The 24359-nt window shown below is 62.0% G+C and carries 24 protein-coding genes; 17 read left to right on the forward strand and 7 right to left on the reverse strand.

Annotation, left to right across the window (positions count from 1 at the left end; genetic code table 11):
• A partial coding sequence (locus AB4Z43_RS23935; RefSeq protein ID WP_441939093.1) for a porin occupies window positions 1-1050 on the forward strand: 1050 nt, incomplete at its 5' end.
• Between the two features lie 240 nt (window positions 1051-1290).
• A complete protein-coding gene (locus AB4Z43_RS23940; protein ID WP_276315230.1) occupies window positions 1291-2367 on the forward strand; it encodes a tyrosine-type recombinase/integrase in 1077 nt (358 codons plus the stop codon).
• A 70-nt stretch (window positions 2368-2437) separates the two neighbouring features.
• Here the strand turns inward: AB4Z43_RS23940 and AB4Z43_RS23945 are convergent, their stop codons facing one another.
• Window positions 2438-3337 carry an alpha/beta fold hydrolase gene (locus AB4Z43_RS23945; protein WP_441939094.1) on the reverse strand — a complete coding sequence of 300 codons (900 nt, stop codon included), beginning with the start codon at window positions 3335-3337 and terminating at the stop codon, window positions 2438-2440.
• Window positions 3338-3704: 367 nt separating this feature from the next.
• Window positions 3705-5735, reverse strand: coding sequence for a lytic transglycosylase domain-containing protein (locus AB4Z43_RS23950; RefSeq protein ID WP_441939096.1), 2031 nt, complete (start codon window positions 5733-5735; stop codon window positions 3705-3707).
• Window positions 5736-6038: 303 nt separating this feature from the next.
• Between AB4Z43_RS23950 and dapA the strand changes: the two genes are divergently transcribed.
• The 3 genes from dapA (at window position 6039) to AB4Z43_RS23965 (ending at window position 8255) form a co-directional block, all read left to right on the forward strand.
• Window positions 6039-6920, forward strand: a complete 882-nt coding sequence (dapA, locus tag AB4Z43_RS23955) for a 4-hydroxy-tetrahydrodipicolinate synthase (protein ID WP_027046657.1) — start codon at window positions 6039-6041, stop codon at window positions 6918-6920.
• A gap of 25 nt (window positions 6921-6945) precedes the next feature.
• Window positions 6946-7425, forward strand: coding sequence for an SsrA-binding protein SmpB (smpB, locus tag AB4Z43_RS23960; protein ID WP_006202221.1), 480 nt, complete (start codon window positions 6946-6948; stop codon window positions 7423-7425).
• A gap of 86 nt (window positions 7426-7511) precedes the next feature.
• The gene (locus tag AB4Z43_RS23965) at window positions 7512-8255 is read left to right on the forward strand and encodes a glycoside hydrolase family 25 protein (protein WP_441939098.1); all 744 of its coding nucleotides are present in this window, start codon (window positions 7512-7514) and stop codon (window positions 8253-8255) included.
• A 31-nt stretch (window positions 8256-8286) separates the two neighbouring features.
• Here AB4Z43_RS23965 and AB4Z43_RS23970 read toward each other — a convergent pair whose 3' ends face one another.
• A complete protein-coding gene (locus tag AB4Z43_RS23970; protein ID WP_064985103.1) occupies window positions 8287-8649 on the reverse strand; it encodes a winged helix-turn-helix transcriptional regulator in 363 nt (120 codons plus the stop codon).
• A 110-nt stretch (window positions 8650-8759) separates the two neighbouring features.
• Between AB4Z43_RS23970 and AB4Z43_RS23975 the strand changes: the two genes are divergently transcribed.
• The gene (locus AB4Z43_RS23975) at window positions 8760-9773 is read left to right on the forward strand and encodes a zinc-binding alcohol dehydrogenase family protein (RefSeq protein ID WP_441939101.1); all 1014 of its coding nucleotides are present in this window, start codon (window positions 8760-8762) and stop codon (window positions 9771-9773) included.
• Between the two features lie 10 nt (window positions 9774-9783).
• Here AB4Z43_RS23975 and AB4Z43_RS23980 read toward each other — a convergent pair whose 3' ends face one another.
• The gene (locus tag AB4Z43_RS23980) at window positions 9784-10440 is read right to left on the reverse strand and encodes a uracil-DNA glycosylase (protein WP_441939102.1); all 657 of its coding nucleotides are present in this window, start codon (window positions 10438-10440) and stop codon (window positions 9784-9786) included.
• 11 nt (window positions 10441-10451) lie between these two features.
• Window positions 10452-11033, reverse strand: coding sequence for a LabA-like NYN domain-containing protein (locus AB4Z43_RS23985; RefSeq protein WP_010915096.1), 582 nt, complete (start codon window positions 11031-11033; stop codon window positions 10452-10454).
• Between the two features lie 320 nt (window positions 11034-11353).
• Between AB4Z43_RS23985 and rpoZ the strand changes: the two genes are divergently transcribed.
• From rpoZ to era, 9 genes are all read left to right on the forward strand, one after another.
• On the forward strand, window positions 11354-11755 hold the full coding sequence (rpoZ, locus tag AB4Z43_RS23990) for a DNA-directed RNA polymerase subunit omega (protein ID WP_019857193.1): 402 nt from the start codon (window positions 11354-11356) through the stop codon (window positions 11753-11755).
• 128 nt (window positions 11756-11883) lie between these two features.
• Entirely contained in the window at window positions 11884-14112 is a 2229-nt protein-coding gene (locus AB4Z43_RS23995; protein WP_019857194.1) for a RelA/SpoT family protein, read from the forward strand.
• Between the two features lie 31 nt (window positions 14113-14143).
• Window positions 14144-14722: an orotate phosphoribosyltransferase gene (gene pyrE / locus AB4Z43_RS24000; RefSeq protein ID WP_441939341.1), complete on the forward strand. Its 579-nt coding sequence runs from the start codon at window positions 14144-14146 to the stop codon at window positions 14720-14722.
• A 66-nt stretch (window positions 14723-14788) separates the two neighbouring features.
• On the forward strand, window positions 14789-15169 hold the full coding sequence (locus AB4Z43_RS24005) for a VOC family protein (protein WP_019857196.1): 381 nt from the start codon (window positions 14789-14791) through the stop codon (window positions 15167-15169).
• A 263-nt stretch (window positions 15170-15432) separates the two neighbouring features.
• Window positions 15433-16032, forward strand: coding sequence for a DUF2062 domain-containing protein (locus AB4Z43_RS24010; protein WP_019857197.1), 600 nt, complete (start codon window positions 15433-15435; stop codon window positions 16030-16032).
• Window positions 16029-16442: a holo-ACP synthase gene (acpS, locus tag AB4Z43_RS24015; protein ID WP_064985015.1), complete on the forward strand. Its 414-nt coding sequence runs from the start codon at window positions 16029-16031 to the stop codon at window positions 16440-16442. Before AB4Z43_RS24010 ends, acpS begins: the two co-directional genes overlap by 4 nt.
• Before the next feature lie 78 nt (window positions 16443-16520).
• Window positions 16521-17270, forward strand: a complete 750-nt coding sequence (gene lepB, locus AB4Z43_RS24020) for a signal peptidase I (RefSeq protein ID WP_010915103.1) — start codon at window positions 16521-16523, stop codon at window positions 17268-17270.
• Window positions 17271-17274: 4 nt separating this feature from the next.
• Window positions 17275-17988: a ribonuclease III gene (rnc, locus tag AB4Z43_RS24025; protein ID WP_019857200.1), complete on the forward strand. Its 714-nt coding sequence runs from the start codon at window positions 17275-17277 to the stop codon at window positions 17986-17988.
• Window positions 17973-18905: a GTPase Era gene (gene era, locus AB4Z43_RS24030; protein WP_010915105.1), complete on the forward strand. Its 933-nt coding sequence runs from the start codon at window positions 17973-17975 to the stop codon at window positions 18903-18905. The genes rnc and era overlap by 16 nt, the downstream gene beginning before the upstream one ends.
• Window positions 18906-19089: 184 nt before the next feature.
• Here the strand turns inward: era and AB4Z43_RS24035 are convergent, their stop codons facing one another.
• Together AB4Z43_RS24035 and AB4Z43_RS24040 are read right to left on the reverse strand one after the other, a co-directional pair.
• Window positions 19090-20595 carry a winged helix-turn-helix domain-containing protein gene (locus AB4Z43_RS24035; protein WP_069091771.1) on the reverse strand — a complete coding sequence of 502 codons (1506 nt, stop codon included), beginning with the start codon at window positions 20593-20595 and terminating at the stop codon, window positions 19090-19092.
• Window positions 20596-20726: 131 nt separating this feature from the next.
• Window positions 20727-21530: a CPBP family intramembrane glutamic endopeptidase gene (locus AB4Z43_RS24040; protein ID WP_038645647.1), complete on the reverse strand. Its 804-nt coding sequence runs from the start codon at window positions 21528-21530 to the stop codon at window positions 20727-20729.
• Between the two features lie 715 nt (window positions 21531-22245).
• Here AB4Z43_RS24040 and AB4Z43_RS24045 point away from each other — a divergent pair.
• Together AB4Z43_RS24045 and recO are read left to right on the forward strand one after the other, a co-directional pair.
• Window positions 22246-23397 (forward strand): porin, encoded by a 1152-nt coding sequence (locus tag AB4Z43_RS24045; protein ID WP_019857204.1) that lies wholly within the window; start codon window positions 22246-22248, stop codon window positions 23395-23397.
• Window positions 23398-23530: 133 nt separating this feature from the next.
• Window positions 23531-24292 (forward strand): DNA repair protein RecO, encoded by a 762-nt coding sequence (gene recO, locus AB4Z43_RS24050; RefSeq protein WP_019857205.1) that lies wholly within the window; start codon window positions 23531-23533, stop codon window positions 24290-24292.
• Window positions 24293-24359: the final 67 nt, after the last annotated feature.

Raw genomic sequence — 24359 nt, forward strand, 5'->3', positions numbered from 1 at the left:
CTGATCGCAGTTTCCGGTGCGCGCGCCGCCGACGCCGTCGTCGTCGCCGAGCCGGAACCCGCTGAATACGTCAAGATTTGCGACGTCTACGGCGCTGGCTACTTCTACATCCCCGGCACCGAAACCTGCCTGCGCATCGGCGGCTATGTGCGCTATGACATCGGCGGCGGCGACGTCGAATCGTTCGATGGTGCGCTCGCCGTTGATCATCAGGACGGCAGCATCAATCACACTTGGCAGAAGAACGCGCGCTTCACGCTGAAGACCTGGACCGGCCAGGAAACCGAACTCGGCACGTTGAAGACCTACACCGAGACCCGTTTCAACTTCGGCAACACCGCCTTGAGCAATGAGGCCTTCAACAAGGGCGTCTCTCTGAACTTCGCCTGGATCCAGCTCGGTGGTCTCCGCGTCGGTAAGGACGAATCGGCCTTCGATACGTTCATCGGCTACGCCGGCAACGTCATCCAGGATACGCTTGTCCCGTACGGCTCGTTCGACACCAACGTCGTCCAGTACTATTTCGACGCTGGCAACGGCTTCTCGGCCGTTGTCTCGCTCGAAGAAGGCGCTGGCGCCAACACGATCGACAGCTATGTTCCGCACGTCGTCGGTGGCGTGAAGTGGACGCAGGGCTGGGGTGCGATCACCGCGGTTGCCGCTTACGACAGCAACTACGAAGCATGGGCCGGCAAGGCTCGCTTGGACGTGAACGCCACCAACGAACTGTCGCTGTTCTTGATGGCTGGCTTCGGAAACAAGGACGACGTCACGGAGCTGAACACGGGCCACAACTTCTTCAAGCTGTGGGACGGCAGCTGGGCAGTCTGGGGTGGTGGTAGCTACAAGTTCAACGAGAAAACCTCGTTCAACGTGCAGGCCTCCTATGACGATGGCAAGAAGTTCGGCCTGGCGGCCAACATTGCATATGATATCGTTCCCGGCTTCACGGTCACCGGCGAAGTTGACTACATCAACGCGTCCGCCAGCGACTGGCATGGCAAGTTCGATGGCATCGGCGGTATGCTCCGCTTCCAGCGCTCGTTCTAAGGGCTGGTTCCTTACAGGTGAAATCCAGCCCGGGCGCACAAACGCCCGGGCTGTTTTTGTTTCGTGACTGGGTCAACGCAAACGAAGGAAGAGGGGGAATCGGTAGCTGAACAAGTCCGCAGAGTGATTTCGTGGGATTCGCAGATGGGCGGATGAGATCACAACCGCGTGATTAAATCTCTTGAAAGGACGCTTCCAAGCGGATAGGGCTGATCTATCCACTCGGGGGTGAGACGAATTATGACCAACGAAGCGATTCAAGAGGGTAGCCCCCCGGATCCGTTTTCGATGTTTTCTTCTCAGAATTCAAAGATTAAGTACACTTACAACAAGATAAGAGAAGTAAAGTCGTACCGAGTCGGAGAGCTTTTTTCAGCCTATCGAGACATACTGTGGGATGATGGGCGGCATAAATACAATGTCAGCTCTTTCATCGGCGAGATAGACGAGATCCTCCTTGGGGAGCGTTTCAGCGCCTTTGACCAGAGTACCCTTGACAACCTTATCGGCACATTGCGCCAGCGCGGCAACAGCAACGCAACCATCAATCGAAAGATGGCTGCCCTTAGCAAACTGCTGCGCAAGGCTTACAAGATGGGAGATATCCACAGTCTGCCCGAGTTCCGCCGCCAGAAGGAGCGGGCGGGACGGATTCGCTTCCTCGAGAGGGAGGAAGAAGCAAGGCTGTTCGCTGCCATCAGAAGCCGCAGCGAGGATGCCTACAGGCTTTCCGTCTTCCTGGTCGACACTGGATGCCGTCTTGGCGAAGCGCTCGGACTGATTTGGAACGACATCCAGGAACATCGCGTCTCCTTCTGGATCACCAAATCCGGCCGCAGCCGCACCATTCCGATGACCGAACGGGTCAAGGAAGTGATCAAGCTGCCTCCGACCGAGGGCCGTCGGCCCAAAGGTCCGTTCACCAAGCTTAGCCAGGCGCAATATCGTGCTATCTGGAACGAGGCTAAGGCTGAAGTCGGTCTTGGTGCCGACGATCAGGTCGTGCCGCATATCCTGCGCCACACCTGTGCTTCGCGTCTTGTCCAGGGCGGCATAGACATCAGGCGCGTGCAGATGTGGCTCGGCCATCAGACCTTGTCGATGACCATGCGCTACGCGCATCTGGCCACCAATGATCTCGACGGCTGCGTTGTGGTGCTCGAAACGCCGCGAAGCGAAGAGTCGGCGCGCGACGCCGAAAGCTCTGTGTTCTCGTCACCATTGACCGCGGCTTCCGCGCCAAAGCGGGGCAAGACGAGCGAGGCGGGCGCAGCGAAGCCAGCCAAAGCGTCCGGGAAAAGCTCGAAGGTCAAATAGTTCCCCAAACAGTTCCTAAGGCCTGCATATACTGTCATGGCGGCCCCAGGACCAGGTCTGGTCTTGGGGTCTACTTCGTTTGACGCCCGCGCTCAGCCCGATCAAGGAAGGTCGCTATATCGCTGGGGAGGCTGCCGGTTTCAAGGAACGGCGCGTGGCCCTGGCCGTCGATCGTCATCGCTTCCATCATCTGATGACGCTTTCGCATCCCGTCCAGCGTTTCAGCCGACAGCAATTTCGAATTGGCGCCACGTATGGCGAGCAGGGGAATGGCGGCCAACGCCTCGAACTGCGGCCACAGCGCCGGCAATGGCTGTGACAGGTCGAGATTGGCGACCGTATCGACCAGTTTCGGATCAAAATCCGGCAACAGCCCTTGAGCCGTCTCGCGGTAGAGCGCTCCCACCATCCGCCTCCAGTCGGCGTCGCTGAGCTTGGAAAAATCCTTGCCGTGAACGCTGCGCTGGGCATCCATCGCCTCGGGGAAGGTTTTCGGCMTCGGTGCGCGTTCGAGATAGGACTGGATGTGGGCGAGGCCGGCCGGCTCGATCACCGGCCCGATGTCGTTGAGAACAATGGCTTTCAGCACGGCCGGCCGCAGCGCGCCAAGCACATGGATGATCAGTCCGCCGCGGGAGGTGCCGATGAAAGCGGCCTCCTCGATGCCAAGCGCGGCCAGCCCGGCAAGGATGTCGCTGGCCTCGACGCCGACATTGTAGTGGCTGACATCGGGATCGTAGGCCGACTGTCCGCGTCCGCGATAGTCGAACGCAACCACTTGGCGCGGTACTGGCGATCGCATCGAAAGATAAAGTGCCAGCTCATGAAAATCCCGTGCGTTGCGGGTCAAGCCAGGCAGGCAGATGACCGGCAAATGTCCGGACTTCGCTTCGCCATAGACGCGGGCATGAAGTCTCAGCCCGTCAGGCGCGGCGTAGAAGAAGTCGCCAAATTCTTCGGTGCTCGACATCTGAAAAAGACTCCCAGGCCGGATTGTTTTCGACTGCTACAGACGAGTGCAGGATCGGTCAAATGAAGGCCTTTCCTTCTCCCCTTGTCAGGTGGGAGGGGGGCGCGTAGCCGACGAAAAGCCAATTCGTTGGCTTTTCGAACTTCGAACTGTGAAGACCCGATTCGCCGTCGGGCGGATCGGCCACCATCCGGCCCTTCGCAGACTCCCAGCCTTCGGGCGTTGAACCCCTTCAAAAGGTCCACTGGATTTCCCCGCTGCTTGTTGCGTCCCGGCGTTCGCTGGTCTCTCATCGTGCCACCGGCGCGATGAATTCGCTTACGCGAGCCGGCTGCTTACCCCACAAGCGGAGAGGCACCGAGAAGCCTCAACTCCGCCCGTTCACGAGGTCGCCGACGATGTCGTATTTGCCGGAAATACGCATCTTGTAGACTTCGTAATTCTCCATCACGCGCTGCACGTAACTTCTTGTTTCCGTGTAGGGAATCCGCTCGATCCAGTCCACCACCGCATCGATGTCCTTGCCGCGCGGGTCGCCGTACTTCGCCACCCACTGGCTGGCCCGGTTGGGGCCGGCATTGTAGCCGGCGAAGGTCAGCACGTAGGAGCCGTTGAAGCGATCGAGCTGCTCGCCGAGGAAGGCCGAGCCGAGTGTGGCGTTGTAGCCGGCGTCGGTGGTCAGCCGCGCCTGCGAAAACTGCAATCCGGCCTTCTTCGCCAGTTGCTTGGCGGTTCCCGGCATCAGCTGCAGCAGCCCGCGCGCGCCGGCGCTGGATACGGCACCGATGTTGAATTCGCTCTCCTGGCGGGCAATCGCATAGGCCAGCGCCTTGCCCGAACCGGAAATATTGGCCGAATCAGGAATGACGCCGAGCGGATGCGACAACGCGCCGACATCGATGCCGCGCGCGCCGGCGATCTTGCCGACCTTCAGCGCCATGAAATGGTTGCCCTGCTTCTCGGCAAGGACAGCAAGCAGCGCCAGTTCGCCCGGGCTGGTCAATTGGCCGGCAAGGTCGCGATAGAGTGTTTCGGCATAGCGATCATAGCCTGCCTCCTGCAGCCGCTTGATCGCGCTGACCGCCTCGCGGCCGGCAAAATTCTGCCGGTCGGCGGCACTGGGCGTGGGATAGACGATGTTGAGCGCCTGCCGGCCGACACGTTCGGCGGCAAGCTGCCCGTAAAAGGTCGTGCCGTAGTTGGCGGCGCGCCCAAAATAGTCCTTGGCGTTGCCGGGACCGCCGACTTCCGCGGCACGGCCGAGCCAGTAATAGGCGCGCGACAGGGTCATCGGCCCTTGGGCAAGATCGGCGATGCGCGAAAAATGCGCCGCGGCAAGCTTGGGGTCGTTGAGGCCACGCAGCGCATACCAGCCGGCATGGAACTCGGCCTCGGCCGCATTGGCCGCACTTTCAGCGGCATGCGTGGCGACAATCTTGTACGCTGTCTTCATGTCGCCCTGGTCGACCAGTTCGCGCGACAGCACCCGGCGCTCGACCCACCAAGCGTCCGGGTCGACCAGAGCCTCGCGGTCCGTCGGCGCCTTCATCACCACGGCGGCGGCGCCGGCAAAATCCTCCTGCTTGCGCAGATATTCGGCCTGCGCGAAGAAATAGCCGGCAGAACGCTGGGATACCGGGACGGCCGTCAGCAGTTTCAACGCATTCTTGTCGCCTCTATCGGCCGCGGCCCAGGCCTCGGCAAACTGCTGGGCGCCGGCGAGGCCGGCAATGCGCAGCGCGGAATTCACCCGGTCGGCATAGAACATACGGTCCATGCGAAAACGGTGGTCGGCGGCAGGGATCAGACCGCCGAATTCTTTGATCAGCGCCGTCTCGTCCTTGGCTTCCAGGACCGTGGTGCGCCAGAACGGCGACAGGACCGAGCGCGCGGCCTTGACATTGCCCGTCGCCACATAGGCGCGGGCGAGAACCATGACGCCCTCGAATGTTTGCGGCTGGCTGCCATCGAACGCCGCAATGACGATGTCGGGAGCGGGGTTTTCTCGATAGAGCGCCCGCTCGCTGTTCTTGCGCAAGGCAATGGTACCCGGCCAGTTGGGCAGCATCTTCGCGGCGGCGGCGATGTCGCCGCTCGGAACCTTGTCGCCACCGTAAAGTGCGATCGCCCAGGCCAGAATGTGCTGGTCGAGCGATTGGGCGGGAAGCGCATCGCGCACACCGCGAGCGCCGGGGATATCGCCGGCGGCCAGTGCGTCGAGCCCAGTTTTCAACGGGGCGACGCTGGGTGAGGGGGCCTGCTGCGCACTGTCCTGCGGGCTCGGCATCGGGATCGCCGAGGTGACCCGCGCATCCACGCTGCCGCTGATCGCCACGCCGGGCATCAGCGCGGCGATGGCGCCTAGCAGTGCGAAGAGGTGAGGCCGACGGGTCGGCATGGTCTCGTGTCTTTCCTTATCCCAGCATTCTACCAGCAGGCGAAGATGCCTCGAAGCCTAAACTTAGGTCGTGAAGGGCTCGTGAACAAAGAGTTATCGAGGCCGTTCGAATTGCGCTTGCTGGCACCATGGCGATGCTTGCCGCGCAACCATGTCGAGACTATGGTGCGCCGCTTCGCTTTCGGTTAGAAGGCGCGCACGATAAACTGATCGACAAAACACCGATGCATGTCGCCCAAAAGTGGATACCGGTTTTGGGACAACGACATGCATAAACAAACTAGTCCCAAGGAGTTGGACGACATGCTGAGAGGCTCGCTTACTGCGCTCGTGACACCGTTCGAAAAGAGCGGGCGTTTCGACGAGAAAGCCTTTCGCGCCTTTGTCGAATGGCAGCTCGGGGAAGGCACGACAGGATTGGTTCCCGTGGGCACCACCGGCGAGTCGCCGACGCTGTCGCATGATGAGCATCGCCATGTCGTCAAGGTCTGCATCGAGGTGGCCAAGGGCCGCGCTCCGGTTGTCGCCGGCGCCGGTTCCAACAACACGGCGGAAGCCGTCGGCCTCGTGCAATATGCCGAAAAGGTTGGCGCCGACGCTGCGCTCGTCGTCACGCCCTACTACAACAAGCCGACGCAGCGCGGCCTCTACGAGCATTTCGCCGCCGTCGCCAGGGCGACCAAGCTGCCGATCATCATCTACAATATCCCACCGCGTTCGGTGATCGACATGATGCCGGAGACGATGGGCCGGCTGGCGCACGACTTCAAGAACATCGTCGGCGTCAAGGACGCGACCGGTAAGGTCGAGCGTGTGTCCGAGCAGCGCATGACCTGCGGCAAGGATTTCATCCAGCTTTCCGGCGAGGATGCCTCGGCGCTCGGCTTCAACGCCCATGGCGGCGTCGGCTGCATCTCGGTGACCTCGAACGTCGCACCGCGGCTGTGCGCCGAATTCCAGGAGGCGACGCTTTCCGGCGACAGCGCCAAGGCGCTTGAATTGCAGGACCGTCTCTTGCCGCTGCACAAGGCGATCTTCCTGGAGCCCGGCGTGTCCGGCGCCAAATACGCGCTGTCGAAGCTGGGCAAGGTCGAGAATGTGCTGCGCTCGCCACTGGTCACGGTGGAGGAGTCGACCGCGGCGAAGATCGATGCGGCCATGAAGCACGCCGGCTTGATTAATTGAGGATGAGGCGCCACCTCTCCACATCATGAATCAAGTCAGAAAAGCCGATCCCAACAACAAGACCGTTGCGGAAAACCGCAAGGCGCGGTTTTCCTATGAGGTGCTCGACACGATCGAGGCCGGCTTGGTGCTGACCGGCACCGAGGTCAAGTCGCTGCGCCAGGGCCAGGCCAATATCCAGGACAGCTATGCCTCGGTCGAAGGCGGCGAGATCTGGCTGATCAATTCCTATCTGCCCGAATATCTGCAGGCCAACCGCTTCAACCACGAGCCCAGGCGGCGGCGCAAACTCCTGCTCAACAAGCGCGAGATGGCCAAGCTGTCGCAAAGCGTCGACCGCGAAGGCATGACGCTGGTGCCGCTGAAAATCTATTTCAACGACCAGGGCCGCGCCAAGCTGCTGCTCGCCGTCGGCCGCGGCAAGAAACTGCACGACAAGCGCGAGACCGAGAAACAGCGCGACTGGTCGCGTGAGAAGGGCCGGCTCTTGAAGGAGCGTGGGTGAGAGACATCAGGCGGTAGCCCTCGAAAAGCCAGGTTGGCTTCCAAATTTCGGGCGAGAGCGACCGAGAGATACCAGGGGGGATCGCTTTGAAGAACCGGATCATCCTCTGGGGATCGATGAGCCTGGTTTTTGCAGCGATGGCCGTGGCCGGCGGCTTCTTTTACTTCCACACCTATTCTCCCGACCGTAACAAATATCCGGTCAGGGGCATCGACGTCTCGCATCATCAAGGCCAGATCGACTGGCGGCGGGCTGCCGCCGACGATGTCGCCTTCGCCATCATCAAGGCGACCGAGGGGGGCGATCATGTCGATCGCGCTTTTGCCACCAATCTACGTGAGGCCCGTGCGGCCGGCATCGCCGTAGGCGCCTATCATTTCTTCACCTTCTGCCGGCCCGGCGCCGACCAGGCGAAGAATTTCATCTCGGTGGTACCGCACGATCAGCCCTTGCTGCCGCCGGTGGTCGATGTTGAGTTCGGCGGCAACTGTCCGCAGCGCCCATCGCCCGAACCGTTGAATGCCGAACTCCAGGCTTTCCTCGGACCTGTCGAGGCGGCGTTCGGCAAGACGGCGATCGTCTATCTGACCGATGAGGCGGAGGCTGCCTATGCCGGGCAGATCGCTGCTCGCCCGCTCTGGCTTCGCTCGCTGCTGGTGGAACCGGACCGCCACGACTGGGTCTATTGGCAGTACCACAACCGGGGCCGCGTGGATGGCATCGAGGGTGACGTCGACCTGAACGTTCTGCAGGGCGGGCCGGCCGTGCTGGCCGCGCTGTCCACAGCATCACCGGGATCGATCCTTCCGGAAGCTCCGCCATCCCCGTGAACTCATTCAGAGGACAGCGCTCACTGCCGCTTTATGCTGCAACCTGCGGAACCTGCGGCGCCAGCGTCACATTCGCATCGCCCCACTCTTTCAGGGCTGTGATCACCGGCCCCAGGCTTCTGCCACGCGGCGTCAGGCTGTATTCCACCTTCGGCGGCACTTCCGGATAGATCTTGCGAGCAATCAGGCCATCGGCTTCCAGTTCGCGCAGCTGGTTGGTCAGCATGCGCTGTGTGCAGTTGGGAATGCGCCGGCGGATCTCGTTGAAGCGCAGCGTCCCTTCGAACAGATGGTAGAGCACGACGCCTTTCCATTTTCCGTCGATATAGCGCAGCGTTCCCTCCACGCTGCAGCCAGGGCTGCAATCGAGTCGTTCATGGCGAATACGCGGCATGACGGTATCCTTTTCGACACTATGTGCTTTATATGTGCATTCTTGCGCCTTGCGCACATAATCCGCATCTCTGCCGCATACAAAGCTCAACAGCAATTGCGGAGATCGAAATGCGCGCCGTCGGCTATCAAGTCCCAGCCCCCATCACCGATGAGGCGTCCCTTGTCGACATCGACCTGCCCAAGCCGGAGCCGAAAGGCCGTCAATTGCTGGTCGAGGTAAAGGCGATCTCGGTCAATCCGGTCGACACCAAGATACGGCGGAGTGCCAAACCCGAAGCCGGAAGCTGGCGTGTGCTTGGCTGGGACGCCGCCGGCCGGGTCGTTGCAACGGGGCCGGATGCCACCCTGTTCAAGCCCGGAGACGACGTCTTCTATTCCGGTGCGCTCGCGCCGCAAGGTACCAATGCCGAGTTCCACCTTGTCGATGAGCGCCTCGTCGGCCGCAAGCCCGGCTCGCTCGAGTATGCGCAGGCCGCGGCGCTGCCGCTGACGGCGATCACCGCCTTTGAGGCGCTGTTCGATCGCCTTGACGTGAAGAAGCCTGTCGTGGGTGCCGCGAATGCCATCGTGATCATCGGCGGCGCTGGCGGCGTCGGCTCGATCGCGGTGCAGCTTGCGCGCCAACTGACCGATCTGACGGTGATCGCCACCGCATCGAGGCCAGAGACACGCGACTGGGTGCTTGGGCTTGGCGCCCATCATGCCATCGATCATTCCAAGCCGTTGGCTGCCGAAGTCGCGGCACTTGGTATCGGCGCACCAGCCTTCGTGTTCTCGACAACCAACACCGACCGGCACCTGGCCGAGATTGCCGAATTGATCGCACCGCAAGGCCGGTTCGGGTTGATCGACGATCCCCAGACGCTCGATATCAATCCGTTCAAACGCAAAAGCGTTTCGGTGCATTGGGAACTGATGTTCACCCGCTCGCTGTTCGAGACGCAGGACATGGCCGCACAGGGCGAACATCTGAACGAGCTGTCGCGCCTGGTCGACGCGAGCATCATCCGCACCACCTTGGGTGAAACCTTCGGTCCTATCAATGCCGCCAATCTGAAGCGCGCCCATGCGCTGATCGAAACCGGCAAGGCCAAGGGCAAGATCGTGCTGGAGGGGTTTTGAAGGGCGGCGGCTATTTCTGCAGGAACGCCGCGATCTCGCTGAACACGCTGACGAACATCGCCTCCGTCAAAACGCCGGTGTTGGTGTTGTAGCGCGAGCAGTGATAGCTCGAAAACAGCGTGACGCCGCCGGCCGGCAGCTGCCCGCCATGCTTGAACGGATAGGCGGCGACGCGCCCGCCCAGCGCGCGCACGGTCGACTGGTGCGCGATGGACCCAAGCGCCAGCACCGCGCGTAGCTTGGGAAAGCGTGCGATCGTCGGCACCAGGAAGCTGCGGCAGGTCGAGATTTCGGCGCCCACCGGCTTGTTCTCCGGCGGCACGCAGCGCACTGCATTTGTGATCGCCGTGCCGACAAGCTCCAGCCCGTCATCGGGCCGCGCCTTGAACTCACCGCGTGCAAAGCCGTGCGCGATCAGCGTCGAGTAGAGCAGGTCGCCGGCATAGTCGCCGGTGAAGGGGCGGCCGGTGCGGTTGGCACCGCGCAAGCCGGGCGCCAGCCCGACGATCAGAAGCTGGACGCTGTCCTCGCCCTGCGGCGGCAGGAAGGTCGGCACCGGCGCGTTGAACCAGGACGGCTCGCGCTGCCGCCACTGCGCAATGAAATCATGCAGCCGCGGGCAGAGCGGGCAGTCGCGACCCGGTTCGGCTTGGGAGAGGGCGGTCAAGGCAACCGGCCTCAGTAGTCGTCCTCATCGACTTCAGCCGGTTCGGGCCGTCGCACGGGCCGCTCGGAAGGATCGCGGCCGACTTCGTTCTTCAGCGTCGTCAGGTCGATGAAATGGTCGGCCTGGCGGCGCAGATCGTCCGAGATCATCGGCGGTTGCGAGGCCATGGTCGAGACGATCGACACCTTGCGGCCGCGCCGCTGCAGCGCCTCGACCAGCGTGCGGAAGTCGCCATCGCCGGAGAAAATGACATAGTGGTCGACGACATCGGCGAGCTCCAGCGCATCGACCGTCAGTTCGATGTCCATATTGCCCTTGATCTTACGGCGGCCGGTCGAATCGGTGAACTCCTTGGCGGGCTTGGTCACCACCTTGAAGCCGTTATAGTCGAGCCAGTCGATCAGCGGGCGGATCGAGGAGTATTCCTGATCCTCGACCAGTGCCGTGTAATAATAGGCGCGCAAGAGATAGCCGCGCTTCTGGAAACTCGACAACAGCTTGCGATAGTCGATGTCGAAGCCGAGCGCCCGCGACGTAGCGTAGAGATTGGCACCGTCGATGAACAAGGCGATTTTTTCACGTGGGTCGAACATGGAAAATATTCCTTTTCGAAAAATGCGGCCGTCTAAACGAAATGCGGTAGCGACTATCGGTCAGGCTCATAATAAACCGGCTGACCTTGTCCATTCGAGATAACGCCAGTTTGGTGGCAATCCAAGGCGTGATGCGGCAATGCAAGCAATTGTGATCGCGGCGTCGAACGAACGACGCGGGCTGTTTGCCAGATCCGGTGTTTGGGCAGGGATTGAGCACCCAATAGTCCCGCCAATGCCATGATGCTTGTATTTTGGCCGCGTTCGGGTTATGGACCGCCCCTGTTTTCCATCAAATCCAGGCATGAAAGGGGCAGTCCATGGCCCGCGTAACCGTTGAAGATTGCATCGACAAGGTCGACAACCGCTTCGAGTTGGTGCTTTTGGCCGGCCACCGTGCCCGCCAGATCAGCCAGGGCGCGCAGATCACCGTTCCTCGCGACAACGACAAGAACCCGGTCATCGCCCTGCGCGAGATCGCCGACGAGACGCTGTCGCCCGACGACCTCAAGGAAGATCTGATCCATTCGCTGCAGAAGCATGTCGAGGTCGACGAGCCCGAGGCTGAAGGCGAGGTGATCGCCGATCAGACCGGCGGCGCTGTCGCGGCCGCTGAAACCGACGATGCCGAGGACAACATCACCTTCGATCGCATGACCGAGGAAGACCTGCTGGCCGGCATCGAAGGTCTGGTACCGCCGGAAAAGAGCGACGACTACTAAGAGAGTTTTCTGGACCTGCCCGGAACGCGTTTCCGGCACTTCCGTCCCGGCAGTTTCGTGGCTATCTATGACATGCGCCGTACAGCAGTGCGGCGCATGATTCATTTCATCGCTGAGAGATTCCGCCCATGATGCGTCAGTATGAGCTTGTCGAGCGCGTCCAGCGCTACAAGCCTGACGTCAACGAGGCGCTGCTCAACAAGGCCTATGTCTATGCCATGCAGAAGCATGGCCACCAGAAGCGCGCTTCCGGCGATCCGTATTTCTCGCATCCGCTCGAAGTCGCCGCCATCCTCACTGAAATGCACATGGACGAGGCAACGATCGCCGTCGCCCTGTTGCACGACACCATCGAAGACACCACGGCGACGCGGGCCGAGATCGACGATCTGTTCGGCCCCGAAATGGGCAAGCTGGTCGAGGGCCTGACCAAGCTGAAGAAGCTCGATCTCGTCTCCAAGAAGGCCGAGCAGGCGGAGAACCTGCGCAAGCTGCTTCTGGCGATCTCGGAAGACGTTCGCGTGCTGTTGGTCAAGCTTGCCGACCGCCTGCACAACATGCGCACCCTCGACCACATGCCGGAGGCCAAGCGCCTGCGCATTGCCGAGGAGACGATGGACATCTATGCGCCGCTGGCCGGGCGCATGGGAATGCAAGGCATGCGCGAAGAGCTGGAGGAGATCGCCTTCCGCTACATCAATCCGGAAGCCTATCGCGCCGTCACCGCGCGGCTTGCCGAGATATTCGAGCGCAACAAGGGCGTGCTGACCGACATTGAAAAGGCGCTGTCGGGGCTGTTTGAAAAGCATGCCATCAACGCCGGCGTGAAGAGCCGCCAGAAGAAGCCCTGGTCGGTGTTCCGCAAGATGGAGGCCAAGGCGCTGTCCTTCGAGCAGCTGTCCGACATTTTCGGCTTTCGCGTCGTGGTCGATACGGTCGAGGACTGCTACCGCGCGCTTGGCGCCATCCACACCACATGGTCGATGGTGCCCGGCCGCTTCAAGGACTACATCTCGACGCCGAAGCAGAACGACTATCGCTCGATCCACACCACCATTGTCGGGCCGTCGCGTCAGCGCGTCGAGCTGCAGATCCGCACCCGCGAGATGAACAAGATCGCCGAATACGGCGTCGCGGCGCACTCGATCTATAAGGACACCGGCGGCAAGACGAACGGTGCCGGCCATGCGATCTCGAAGGAGACCAATGCCTATGCCTGGCTGCGGCGCACCATCGAGCAGCTTGCCGAAGGCGACAATCCCGAGGATTTCCTCGAGAACACCAAGCTGGAACTGTTCCAGGACCAGGTGTTCTGCTTCACGCCAAAGGGCATGCTGATTGCCTTGCCGCGCGGCGCCACGCCCATCGATTTCGCCTATGCGGTGCACACCGATGTCGGCGACACCTGCGTCGGTGCCAAGGTCAACGGCCGCATCATGCCGCTGATGACGGAACTGAAGAATGGCGACGAGGTCGAGATCATCCGCTCCAAGGCGCAAGTGCCGCCGGCGGCGTGGGAATCGGTCGTCGTCACCGGCAAGGCGCGCGCCGCCATCCGCCGGGCCACCAAGAACGCCATTCGCAAGCAGTATTCCGGCCTCGGCGCGCGTATTCTCGAACGCGCCTTCGAACGCGCCGGCAAGAATTTCACCAAGGAAAGCCTGAAGCCGGTGCTGCACCGGCTGGCGCGCAAGGACATCGAGGACGTGCTGGCGTCCGTCGGTCGTGGCGAACTTGCCTCCACCGACGTCATGAAGGCGGTCTTCCCAGACTACAAGGACGAACGCGTCACGCCGGCCGCGCCCAAGCAGCGCGAGGAGGGCTGGTCGAAGATCCGCAACGCCGCTGGCATGCTGTTCCAGATTCCGGGCCGGGCCGCGCGCAAGGACAAGGACCAGCCGCGTGACGGCGCCGTGCCGATCCGCGGCGTACGCGGCGACCTGCCGGTGCGCTTCGCGCCGGAGGGTGCTGTGCCCGGCGATCGCATCGTTGGCATCGTCCAGCCGGGCACCGGCATCACCATCTATCCGATCCAGTCGCCGGCGCTGCAGGCTTTCGATGACCAGCCCGAGCGCTGGATCGACGTGCGCTGGGACATTGACGAGCGCACCAAGGAGCGCTTCCCCGCGCGTGTCTCGGTCACCGCCATCAATGCGCCGGGCTCGCTCGCCGATATCGCCCAGGTCGTTGCGTCCAATGACGCCAACATCCATACGCTGTCGATGGTGCGCACGGCGCCCGACTTCACCGAAATGCTGATCGATCTCGAAGTCTGGGATCTGAAGCACCTCAACCGGCTGCTGTCGCAGCTCAAGGACAATTCGAGCGTCAGCGACGCACGGCGTGTGAATGGCTGACATGGCTGATCTATCTGGGGGGCAGGCGCAGATGAAGACCGATGAAGTGCTGGGCATTTTCCGCGAGGCGGGTGCTGTTCTGGAGGGGCATTTCATCCTGACGTCGGGCCTGCGCAGCCCGGTCTTCCTGCAGAAGGCGCGGGTGTTCATGCATGCCGACAAGACCGAGCGGCTTTGCAAGGCGCTGGCCGAAAAGATCCGGGCAGCGGTGCCAGGCAAGATCGACTATGTCGTCGGCCCGGCGATCGGCGGCCTGATCCCGGCCTACGAAACCTCGCGCCATCTCGGCGTGCCGGCGATCTGGGTCGAGCGGGAAGGGGGCGAGTTCCGCCTGCGCCGCTTCGAGATCGCCAGGGGTGCGCGCGTCGTCATCGTCGAGGATATCGTCACCACCGGCATGTCGATCCGCGAAACCATCGAGTGCCTGCGCGAGCTTGGCGCCGAGGTGGTGGCGGCCGCCTGCATCATCGACCGTTCCGCCGGCAAGACCCATGTCGGCGTGCCGCTGATCGCGCTCGCCGAATACGAGGTTCCGGCCTATCCGCCGGACCGGCTGCCGCCGGAGCTTGCCGCGATACCGGCGGTCAAGCCTGGCAGTCGCAATATCTGACCATGCATGTCGCCCAAAAGTCTGCGGCGGTTTTGGGAGTGACGACATGCGTGAAGGCAATTCGAAATGATCGTCGGGATCGACCATTTCGTGCTGACAGTGGCGTCGCTCGAAGCGACCTGCGCCTTTTACCAGCGCGTGCTGGGTTTCGAGCGCATCGACACGCCGGGCCGGCCGACAGCGCTGGCTTTTGGCGGCCAGAAGATCAATGTCCACGAGATCAGCCGCACTTTCGAGCCGAAGGCGAAGGCGCCGACGCCAGGGTCAGGCGATTTCTGCCTGATCACCGAACGGCCGCTCGACGAAATCCGCGCCCGTCTCGAAGCCAATGGCGTCGTGCTCGAACTGGGGCCGGTCGAACGCATCGGGGCGCGCGGTCCGATGATGTCTGTCTATTTCCGCGATCCGGACGGCAATCTTGTCGAAGTCAGCCAGTACTTGCGGTAGTGTCTCAGACATCCGGCTGCGACAATAGGCCGAAGCCATTCTCAAATTCGCCGCGATTGTCAGGTGTTGGAGACGTGAACCTTACCAAAGATTATGGTGGCGCGGCCGCTGCACAGGTAGCCTTCGGTTGTTGTCGGGGTTGCGGATCGCTATATCAAAGTCGCGATTGCCTTCGGGTGACCGTAAAGCGCAAGATGTGGCGGTTGAAGTCCGGCTGAAGACAGCCGGAACGCAAGCTGTAACGTATCGGGAATAGGAAGAGAGTGCTTTTTCGTCGCCGCAAGCCTGATGGTCTTTTGGAGCGGGTGCGCACCTATCTGTGGCCGCGCCGCTCGTTCTCGCGCTCGCTGCAGTATTTCTCCAAGCGCATCCTGCGGCTGAAGGCCACGCCGCACGCGGTGGCAGCCGGTGTGGCGGCTGGTGTCTTCGCTTCATTCTTTCCCGTGGGCTTCCATTTCATCATTGCCGCCGTTCTGTGTTGGGTGATCGCCGGCAATCTGGTGGCGGCGGCACTGGGCGCTGTTTTCTTCGGCAATCCGCTGACTTTTCCCATTCTGTGGGGCGCGTCCTGGGAAACCGGCAAGCTCATCCTGCACGATCGCCTGCCGGCACATGGTCCGCCGGCGCATCTGGGGGAGATGCTGCACACGCTTTCTTTCGCGAAACTGTGGCATCCCGTGCTGGAACCCATGCTGATCGGCGCGGTGCCGCTCGGGCTGGTGTTTGGCCTCCTGTTCTACGGCGTCACGCGCTGGGGCATGAATGTCTTTCGCGAGCAGAGGCGCAAGCGGCTGGCCGAGCGCGCAAGCCGCCGCCAGCAACCGCCTCATCCTGGAGCAAGCATTGGTTCCGCTACGCGATGATCATCGGTGTAGGCAGTGATCTGATCGATATCAGGCGCATCGAGAAATCGCTGGAACATCACGGCCAGCGCTTCGTCCAGAGGATCTACACCGAGGTCGAACAGGCGCGTTCGGAAAACCGACGAGCCCGCGCTGCCTCCTACGCCAAGCGCTTCGCCGCTAAGGAGGCCTGCGCCAAGGCACTGGGTACGGGCATGGCGCAAGGCGTGTTCTGGCGCGACATGGGTGTCGTCAACCTGCCCAGCGGCGCGCCGACCATGGCGCTGACCGGCGGCGCGCTGGCACGGCTCGAAAAAATCCTGCCCCCAGGGCACAGGGCGGCGATCCACCTCACCATCACCGATGATTTCCCGCTCGCTCAAGCCTTTGTGATCATCGAGGCGTTGCCCGTCGAACAAGCGCCACATTGATTGCATCTGACGACCGGCATTGACGTTGCCCAGCGCGCGCCGAGACTCTATACCATCCAACGCACAATCGAGGACGACATGAGCGTGGCTGAAAAATCCCAGAAGAAATCCGGCGGGCTTGGCGAAACCGTCAGCGTCATCGTCCAGGCGCTTTTGCTCGCGCTGGTCATCCGCACGCTGTTGTTCCAGCCCTTTTCGATCCCGTCGGGATCGATGCGGCCGACGCTTCTGGAGGGCGACTATCTGTTCGTCACCAAATGGTCCTACGGCTATTCGCGCTATTCGCTGCCGTTCGGGCCTGACCTCTTCTCGGGCCGCATCTGGGGCTCCGAGCCCAAGCGCGGCGACGTTGTGGTGTTCAAGTTCCCGCCGGATCCGTCCGTCGACTACATCAAGCGCGTGGTCGGCCTGCCCGGCGACAAGATCCAGATGAAGAATGGCCAGTTGTTCATCAACGGTGTCGGCGTGCCGCGCGTAAAGACCGGCCAGATCGACAATCCCGATATCACCGAAATGCCTCAGCCGATCGACGTCTACCGGGAAACCCTGCCCAACGGCGTCAGCTACGACACGCTCGACCTCAATCCGAATTCGATCGGCGACAACACGCGCGAATTCGACGTGCCGCCCGGCCACTATTTCATGATGGGCGACAACAGGGACAATTCCGCCGACAGCCGGTTCACCGTCGGCTACGTTCCGGCTGAGAACCTGGTTGGTCGCGCCAACCTTGTCTTCTTCTCGATCGCCGGCAAGGCGAGCCCTCTCGAAATCTGGAAATGGCCGTCGCTGATGCGCGTTTCGCGCCTGTTCCATTTCGTCAACTAGGGTCATGGCGGCAACAAGACGGTTGACCGCCGATGCGCTCGCCGAAGCGCTGGTGGAACGCACGGGCCACGCCTTTGCCGACCGCCAGCGCCTGCAGCGCGCGCTGACCCATGCCAGCGCCCGCGGCGTCAATGCCGGCACCGATTACGAGCGTTTCGAGTTTCTCGGCGACCGGGTTCTGGGCCTCGTCGTTGCCGATATGTTGCTGGCGGCGTTTCCCGATGCGGCGGAAGGCGAATTGTCGCTGCGGCTCAATGCGCTGGTCAACGCCGAGGCGCTTTCCGAGATAGCCGAACATATCGGGCTGCCGGACCTGATCCGCGCCGGATCGGATGTGCGCGGGCTGGAGGGGCGCAAGCGCGTCAATCTGCGCGCCGATGCCTTGGAATCGCTGATCGCCGTGCTCTATCTCGACGGTGGCCTCGAGGCGGCACGCGCCTTCATTCACAAATACTGGCGCCCGCGTTCGCAGGCTTCCGGTGCCGCGCGCCGCGACGCCAAGACCGAATTGCAGGAATGGGCGCATCAGGCGGCAAGTGCCGTTCCGGCCTATCAGATCGACAGCCGCGAGGGGCCGGACCACGATCCGTTGTTCACCGTCAGTGTCAGGGTCGGTGCATTTCAGCCGGCGACCGGCAGCGGTCGTTCCAAACGTGAAGCGGAGCAGGCAGCCGCGGCTGCCCTTCTGTTGCGCGAAGGTGTATGGAACGCGGCATGACCGATATTGAAACTGCTGAAACCCCCGCCACGCATTCCGGCTTCGTCGCGCTGATCGGCGCGCCGAATGCCGGCAAGTCGACGCTGGTCAACCAGTTGGTCGGCGCCAAGGTGTCGATCGTCACCCACAAGGTGCAGACGACGCGTGCCATCGTGCGCGGTATCGCCACGCATGACAATGCGCAGATCGTCTTCGTCGACACGCCCGGTATCTTCAAGCCCAAGCGGCGTCTCGATACGGCGATGGTGACCACCGCCTGGGGCGGCGCCAAGGATGCCGATATCGTGCTTTTACTGATCGATGCCGAACGCGGCATCCGGGGTGATGCCGACGCCATCCTCGAACGGCTGAAGGATGTGCGCCAGCCGATGGCGCTGATCCTCAACAAGGTCGATCGGGTGAAGCACGAGACGCTTCTGGCCCTGTCCGCGGCGGCAAACGAGAAAGTGCCGTTCAAGCGCACCTTCATGGTCTCCGCACTGACCGGCTCCGGCTGCAAGGACCTGCTCGACTATCTGGCGCAGGCTCTGCCGGCCGGCCCCTGGTACTATCCGGAAGACCAGATTTCCGACCTGCCGATGCGCCAGCTCGCGGCCGAGATCACCCGCGAAAAACTCTATCTGCGGCTGCATCAGGAACTGCCCTACTCCTCGCATATCGAAACCGAGAAATGGGAAGAGAAGCCGGACGGCTCGGTGCGGATCGACCAAACCATCTATGTCGAGCGCGACAGCCAGAAGAAGATCGTGCTCGGCCACAAGGGCGAAACCATCCGCGCCATCGGCCAGGCGGCACGCATGGAGATCGCAGGTATCCTCGAGCAGAAGGTGCACCTCTTCCTGTTCGTCAAGGTGCGCGAGAACTGGGGCGATGATCCCGAGCGTTACCGCGAGATGGGGCTCGAATTCCCGCACTAGAGCAATTCCAGGAAAAGTGTAAGCGGTTTTCCGTCCGGAATTGCGTCAAAACAAAGAGTCAGAGTGGTTCGCCGTTTCCATGAAACGGTGAAACGCTCTAGCGGCCTTTGGATAGCAAGCTTACCATTGACACGGCTTTGGTCCGCCGGGGGCCTGTTCCCCGCAAGTGGAAAGGAACATCGGACTACCGCGGCTGTCCAAGCGCCAGCAACACGCCATTGGCGAGATGCTCCGCGTCAGCCCTGTTTTCGAACGGAACGACAGACCTCGCATACTCGACCGACGAGAAATCGGAGCCATCGGCGTTGACCAGCGCGGCCTGGCGCCTTGCCGCTTCCATGTTGCCGAGCTGCGCATAGCACGCGGCAAGTCGCGTTCGGATCCATGGCGTCGGCCGCGTCGCCAGTTCCAGCGCCTCGGCGGCCGGCCTGTACTCACCCAGCATGTAGAGCGCCAGCGATCGATCGTACTGGTACCAGTGCGGATTGAGCGGATCGATCCTGATCGCGCGCGCCAGCCAGGCAAGCGCCTCGAGCGCCCGCCCGCGCATGGTTAGCAGATGCCCCATCTGCCCGATGCATTCGGCGTCGCCTGGATTGAGCTGAAGCGCGATCCGCAAATGATGCTCGGCCGCCTCGTGGTCGCGCAGGCTGAGCCGCACCAGTGACTGAATGCGGTGTGCGGTTGCCTGATCGGGGGACAACGCAATACCCTTGTCGGCAAGGTCGCGGGCCTTCGCCAGCAGGGCATCGCTGGTGGGTCCGAATTCGCTGTTCAGCACATACGACAGCGCCAGATAGGTATGGGCGAGGCCATAGCCCGGATCTTTGGCTATCGCGGCCTCGAACAGCTCTGCCGCTCCTTGCAGGTCGCTCTGCGCCGGGTCGCGCAGCAAGGCGACGCCGCGCAGCACCAGCTCATAGGCGGCCAGGCTGGTTACCGGTCGTCGTGCGGCGCGCTGCAGCCCGGCATTAGTGACCCGCACCACCAGCCGGCCGACGATTTCCTCGACAATATCCTGCTGGATGGCGAACAGCCCGGCAGCCTCGGCCTGATAGCGATCGCCCCAGATCTGGGTGGCGCTGGCTGCATCGACAAGATTGACCGCGGCGACGATGCGGTCCGCCTGCCGCCGCACCGAGCCCTCGACAAGATAGTCGGCGCCGATGCGCGAGCGGATGGCCGGCCATTCGGCGGGCGAATGGGACGCAAACGAAAAGCTTGAGTTGCGCGCCAGCACCGTCACCGTGCCGAAGCGGGCGAGGCTGTTGATAATGTCTTCTGCAAATCCGTCGACGATTGCGTCGTCGGCCGGATCCGCGCTGTCATTGCGGAATCTAAGCACCGCCACGATCGGCTGTGCGCCAGGTTCGCGCACCGCTTCAGTCTCGGCCACCAGCATGTAGCCACGCTTCGACACCGTTCGCACCAACTCTTCGCCGAGTACCTTACGGATTTCGCGCACCGATTGCGTCAGCGAATCCTCGGTGACGAAAACGCCTGGCCAGACCGTGTCCATCAGTTCTGATTTCGGCACCACGCGGCCGATGTTGCGGGCCAGGTGCGTCAGCAACGCATAGGACTTCGGCCGCAGAAAGGCCGGCTGGTCGGCCCGGCTGAGCGTGCCCTTGCCCAGATCGAGCGTGAAACCGCCGAACTGAAAAATCTGGTCGGTGGCCAAGACCGCCATCAAAAGGCCTGCTCCGTGGAAGCCATGCCGGCATTGGGCTATGGCTGACGGGCTGGGTCAAGACCCATACGTGTCCAGCGGCCGACGAAGAGGCGCGGCGCCCGGCTTCGGACACCGCGCTCAATACGAGCCTAGACCGCGCCAGCCACGGCGAGTTGCGTCCTTGGCCGCCGGACGAAGCTTTCGGTGCCGTAGTAAGCGACGATGGCCACCGCGATGATTGCCCAGATCGCCACGGCGATCCACTGCTGCTGCACATAGTCACCGCCGATGAACACCTTGCCTAGGAAACGGACGCTGTTCTGGTGCGTGACGTGCATGATGATGGCAAGAAGCACGCTGCCGGTGTTCTGATAGAGCCAGGTGAACACCACGCCCGCCAGGACGACGTTGATCGTGCCGTAAAGGCTGAGGTCGCCGACAAGCCCGAGCGGGAAGTGCCAGATAGCCCAGATCACACCGAGGATCAGGCTGCCGGCGAGTGCCGGCTGACTGGCAAGCAGACGTGGCGTTGCAAAACCGCGCCACCCCGGCTCTTCGCCGAGCGGGCCGCTGAAGAGAGCGTAGAGCGCAATGATCGGCAGCATCTCGGACAGCGCCGGGACGTTGCTCCAGGCCGGCGCCGCTGCGCCAAGCATCGGATTGATCAGGATCGAGGCCAACTGCGTTCCGAACGGCAGGCCGAACGCCACCAGATACCATATCGGACGAACCCGCCACCTCACCATCGCGCTGAGGATGGCCTTGACCGAACTCCAGCCGCCGGAGACAGCCGCGACGACAAAGCCTGAGACCATCGGACCGAACGTGAACCAGGGAATGCTGTCGCCATTCGACATGTAGAACGGAATGAAGGCCAGCCAGGTGAGGCCAATCGTCAATGAAAAGAAGGCAGTCAGCTGGTGCCTTCGCACCAGGCTCAACAAGGAAGTCATCGCAGGTCCTCTCAGCGGGCAGGGATCTATGAGAGGTCGCCGGACTGCCCGATCGGTCGACATGCCTCTGGAAACAACCCAGCCGAATTGTTCAGCAGGCCGTGTTGGCCACATCGGCCGACCCAGGATTTTTGGCGCTTTTGCAGCCAAGAATCCCGAGCGCTTTCTGAAAGATTTCCGATTTTATGGCGGGCCGAGCCTGTTTGCGCCGTGTCCAGTCTGCTCCGTCACGCGATTATCAATGGGGCAGCATTCCAGGCGATGCTGGTTTGCCTCGGCAAAGCCGATCGGCTGCGCCGGCATCGTCGCAGCACTGGCGTGCCCTCAAACGATGATGAATTGCCATGGTCATTTCTGCGAAAAGCAATAAGGATATCTTCGAAAAGTCGATGTTATATTGGCGAATGCAGCGGACGTGCCAAAATACATTGCCTCGAGAATATGGTTAGCCGAGAAATTTTCGGCATATATATTTATTTTATGACGTTGTTCCGATTGTGCCGCAGCTAGTGTTATTTGTGCAACACGGCATAAAACTGTTCCGTGAATCGCCGTTATTTTCAAAACCGTCATTGAAGGCGGAAGATTGATGGGTATGTTCGCCGCGAAAAGGGGACGCGGTGCGCGCCTTTTTCGTTGTGGAGGTGAGGCGGGAAAACATATCCGCCAGCCACAAATCCGAAGCCATTTAAACTATGACTGGAGAGGTCAGAAAATGAACATCAAGAGCCTCCTTCTCGGCTCAGCCGCGGCCCTGATCGCGGTCTCCGGCGCTCGCGCCGCCGACGCGGTCGTCGTCGCCGAACCGGAACCCGCCGAATACGTCAAGATCTGCGACGTCTACGGCGCCGGCTACTTCTACATCCCCGGCACCGAGACCTGCCTGCGCATCGGCGGCTATCTCCGCTATGACATCGGCGTCGGCGATTCGGGCACGCTGGATGGTGTCAACAACGTTGCCGATCACATGGGCGACGGTAGGCACGACACCTACTACAAGAACATGCGCTTCGCGCTGAGGACCTACACCGGTCAGGAAACCGAGCTCGGTACGTTGAAGACCTTCACCGAGACCCGCTTCCAGTTCGGCAACAAGTCTGGTGACTATACTGGCGGCGCCACCGACTGGCAGGCTGTTAACAAGGCGGTAACGCTGAACTTCGCCTGGATCCAGCTCGGCGGCCTGCGCGTCGGTAAGGACGAGACGACGTATGACTCGTTCATCGGCTACGCCGGCAATGTCATCCAGGACACCATCATCCCGTATGGTATCAAGGACACCAACCTTATCAGCTACTATTTTGACGCCGGCAGCGGCTTCTCGGGCGTCGTCTCGCTCGAAGAAGGCACCGATGCTTCGGGCATCAGCGACACGATCGACAGCTACGTTCCGCATGTCGTCGGTGGCTTGAAGTACAAGGGTGACTGGGGTGCGATCACCGGTGTCGTCGCCTATGACAGCAACTACGAGGAAGTGGCCGGCAAGGTTCGCTTGGATGTCAACGTCACCAAGGAACTGACCCTTTTCGTCATGGGCGGCTATGGCACTGACGATAATCTCCGCGACTTCTCCAAGGGCCGTGGCCAGTACAAGCCGTGGGGCGGCAACTGGGCCGTCTGGGGCGGCGGCACCTACAAGTTCAACGACAAGACCGCGTTCAACGTCCAGGCTTCGGCTGACGACGACAAGAACTACGCTCTTGCGGCGAACGTCGCTTACACCATCGTCCCCGGCTTCACGATCACGACCGAAGTCGACTGGGATCACTACGGCAACTATGGCAACCCGTCCCTCTACGGCAACTGGAGCAAGGCCAACAAGAAGGACAGCGTCGGCGGCATCGTTCGCTTCCAGCGCTCGTTCTAACCGATCGACTGACCTTACCAGGCCGCCCGCAGCGTATCGCTGCGGGCGGTTTTTTATGCGTGGGTGCGAGAGCCGGCCCAGGCGCCAAGCCCATACCTTGATTTCGCCACCCGATCGGTGAAAAGCTCTGGGCATGGAATGGCGCGACGAGGGAATCATTCTCGGCACTCGCAAGCATGGCGAAACCAGCGCCATACTCGAGGTGATGACCCGTGTGCATGGCCGCCATCTCGGCCTCGTGCGCGGCGGTCGCTCGCGCAAGCAGCAACCTGTTCTCCAGCCCGGCAATCGCGTCGATCTCTTATGGCGGGCGCGCCTTGACGAGCATCTCGGCACGTTCCAGGCCGAGGCGATCGAGATGAACGCTGCCAGGCTGATGGACAGCGCCGTTGCCGTCTACGGCCTGCAGACCATGGCCGCGCATCTGCGACTCTTGCCCGAGCGTGACGCCCATGGCGGCCTTTACGAGGCGCTTTCCGTGATGATCGTCCATCTCGACGATCCCGATGCTGCCGGCGAACTGGTGGCGCGCTTCGAACTTCTGATCCTTGACGAACTTGGCTTCGGCCTCGACCTCAGCCAATGCGCCGCCACCGGCACAAGGCAGGATCTGGCCTATGTCTCGCCGAAGTCGGGCCGCGCGGTGTCGCGCGAAGCTGGCGCGCCATGGCGCGACAAGATGCTGGCGCTGCCCGCCTTTCTGCAACGCGGCTCCGGCCTGCGCGGAGATCCAGCCGCGATCGAGGACGCCTTCCGGCTCACCGGGTTTTTCTTCACGCGCCACGTCTATGAGCCGCGCGGTATCGAACAGCCCGATGCCCGCGCCGGCTTTCTCGCCGCCTTGCGCAAGCATCATGCGACGCGCAAGGCCATTGCCGGAGACAATGCCGCATGATGGAGGTCGAACTTTATCGGGGTCGGATTCGTCGCTCGGCGGCAAGCTCTTGGCTTTCGGTACCGAG

It is taken from the genome of Mesorhizobium sp. 2RAF45 (genome assembly GCF_052115225.1).
Lineage (GTDB): Bacteria > Pseudomonadota > Alphaproteobacteria > Rhizobiales > Rhizobiaceae > Mesorhizobium > Mesorhizobium jarvisii.